The sequence below is a fragment of the Streptomyces altiplanensis genome (genome assembly GCF_053591575.1).
Window position 1 is genome coordinate 1 of sequence record NZ_JBSFUB010000211.1, and the last position, 2,915, is coordinate 2,915.

The 2,915-nt window shown below is 70.4% G+C and carries 1 protein-coding gene; it reads right to left on the bottom strand.

The window, feature by feature from the left end; genetic code table 11:
* A partial coding sequence (locus ACWD0Y_RS36490; RefSeq protein ID WP_450264550.1) for an SDR family NAD(P)-dependent oxidoreductase occupies nt 1-2,915 on the bottom strand: 2,915 nt, incomplete at both ends.

Below are 2,915 nucleotides of genomic sequence, written 5' to 3' on the forward strand. Positions count from 1 at the left end.
CGCGTCCGTACGTCGCCAGCAGCGCCTGCGCCTCGATCGGGTCACCGAGCGTGGTGCCGGTGCCGTGCGCCTCGACGACGTCGACGTCCTCGGCCAGCAGCCCGCCACTGGCCAGCGCCTGGCGGATCACCCGCTGCTGCGACGGGCCGTTGGGCGCCGTCAGACCGTTGGAGGCGCCATCCTGGTTGACCGCGCTGCCGCGCACCACGGCCAGCACCTGGTGGCCGTTGCGCCGTGCGTCGGAGAGGCGTTCCAGCACCAGCATGCCGACGCCCTCAGACCAGCCGACACCGTCGGCCGACTCGGAGAACGCCTTGCACCGGCCATCAGGCGACAGACCCCGCTGACGGGAGAACTCCACGAACGTGCCGGGGGTCGACATGACCGTCACGCCGCCGGCCAGCGCCAGCGAGCACTCCCCGCTGCGCAGGGCCTGCGCGGCCAGGTGCATGGCCACCAGCGACGACGAGCACGCCGTGTCCACCGTCACCGCCGGGCCCTCCAGGCCCAGGGCGTACGACACCCGACCCGAGGCGACACTTCCGGCACTGCCCTGGCCCTGGTGTCCCTCGAACTGCTTGCCGTTCAGAGTGGTGCCGTAGTCGTTGTACATCACACCGGCGTACACACCGGTCTGGCTCTCGCGCAGCGACACCGGGTCGATGCCCGCCCGCTCGATCGCCTCCCACGACGCCTCTAGCAGCAGCCGCTGCTGCGAGTCCGTCGCCATCGCCTCACGCGGCGACATCCCGAAGAACGCCGGGTCGAAGTCGCCCGCGTTCTGGAGGAAACCGCCCGACCGGGTGTACGACGTGCCCGCATGGGCCGGGTCGGGGTTGAAGAGCCCGTCGACGTCCCAGCCGCGGTTGGCCGGGAAGCCGGTCACGGCGTCCGTCCCCTCCGTGACCAGTCGCCACAGATCCTCCGGCGAGGCGACCTCACCGGGATACCGGCAGCTCATGCCCACGACCACGATCGGGTCGTCGGCCACGGGCGGAAGCATCCGAGCCGGGATCGCTGTCTGGACGTCGGTACCGAACAGCTCGTCCCTCAGGTGGTCAGCCAGCGCTGTCGCGGTCGGGTAGTCGAAGATCAGCGTGGCGGTCAGCCGCAGGCCCGTCACCGCACTCAGCTGGTTCCGCAGTTCCACCGCTGTCAGCGAGTCGAAGCCGAGCTCCCTGAACTGAGCCGTGGGGTTCACGGCTGCCACACCGGCATGACCGAGCACCAGGGCGACCTGCTTGCGTACGAGATCCAGCAGCGCTTCGCGGCGGGCAGCCGCGGTCAGTCCGGTCAGCTGGGCCAGCAGCCCACTGGCGGTGACCGATCCCGCGACCGCATTCCGTCGGGAGTGAGAGCGGGTGCGGATCAATGCCCGCAAGAGCGGGGGCACTTCGCCGCGCGAACGCAGGGTGGCGAGGTCCAGCCGCGCCGGCACCACCACAGTCTCGCCCGTGGCGAGTGCCGTGTCGAACAGGGCGAGGCCCTGCTCGACGGAGAGCGGCGGCATCCCCGAACGGGCCAGCCGCTGCATGTCCGCCTCGGACACACTCCCCGTCATCCCGCCCGCCTGGTCCCACGGACCCCACGCCAACGACACACCAGCCAGCCCCTCGGCCCGCCGCCGCGCCATCAACGCATCCAGGAACGTATTCGCCGCCGCGTAATTCCCCTGCCCCGCACCACCGAACACACCAGCCACCGACGAGAACACCACAAAAGCCGACAGATCCAGATCACACGTCAACTCATGCAGATGCCACACCGCGTCCACCTTCGGACGCAACACCCCATCCAACCGCTCCGGCGTCAACGAACCCACCACTCCGTCATCCAGCACACCAGCCGCATGCACCACAGCAGACAACGGATGCTCGACGGGTACGCCGGCCAGCAGCTCGGACACGGCGGTCCGGTCTGCGAGGTCGCACGCCAGGGCGGTGACCGCCGCTCCCTGCGCGGTCAGCTCCTCGACCAACTCGGCGGCACCAGGAGCCTCGGCACCCCGCCTGCTGGCCAACAGCAGGTGACGTACGCCGCGTTCCGTGACCAGATGCCTGGCCAGTACAGCGCCCAGACCACCCGTACCACCGGTGATCAGGACCGTGCCGTCCCGCTCCCAGCCCTCCACTGTCCCTTCCGCCCGTTCCGCCCCTTCTGCCTTGGCAGACTCTCCGGACTCTCCAGTCGCTCCGGCCTCCTCGCCGACCGGGGCGACAGGCTCCGGGAGCGGCACTCGGCCCAGCCTGGCGACCCTGACCTCGGCTTCCCTGAGGACCAGCTGCGGTTCGTCGGAGCCGAGAGCCCCGAGCACCGACGCCGAGGCGCCGGCGTCATCCGCCGGGTCAAGGTCCAGCAGTCCGAAGCAGCCCGGATTCTCCGAGTGCGCGGACCGCACCAGACCCCATACGGAGGCCGCCGCCAGGTCGGCGACCGTGCCACCGTCCACGGCCACGGCGCCCCGGGTGACGAACACCAGCCGCGAGCCGGCGAACCGCTCCTCGGCCAGCCAGCCCTGCACCAGGGCCAGCACCTCGGCCGTCAGCGCGTGCACCGACTCCACGACGTCGACCTCGCCCTTGTCCGCACTGGCGATGCTTACCAGAACAGTGCCCGGGATGAGGGATTCGCCCGCTGCCAGCGACGCCTGGTCGGCGTATGTCTGCACATCCGTACCGGACTCGGCCAGGATATCGGCGAGTCCGAACTCATCCGGACCGAGGACGACGACCGAGCCCGGAGCGTCCGCATCGGACGCTGCCGTCACGGGCATCCACCGCAGGCCGAACAGCGAGTCCGCGCTCTCATCGGCAGAGCCGTTCAGCTCTTCGTTCGACACCGCGCGTACGAGCAGGGAGTCGACCGAGGCAACCGGCGCCCCGGACAGGTCGGCCACAGAGATCGACACCGCATCC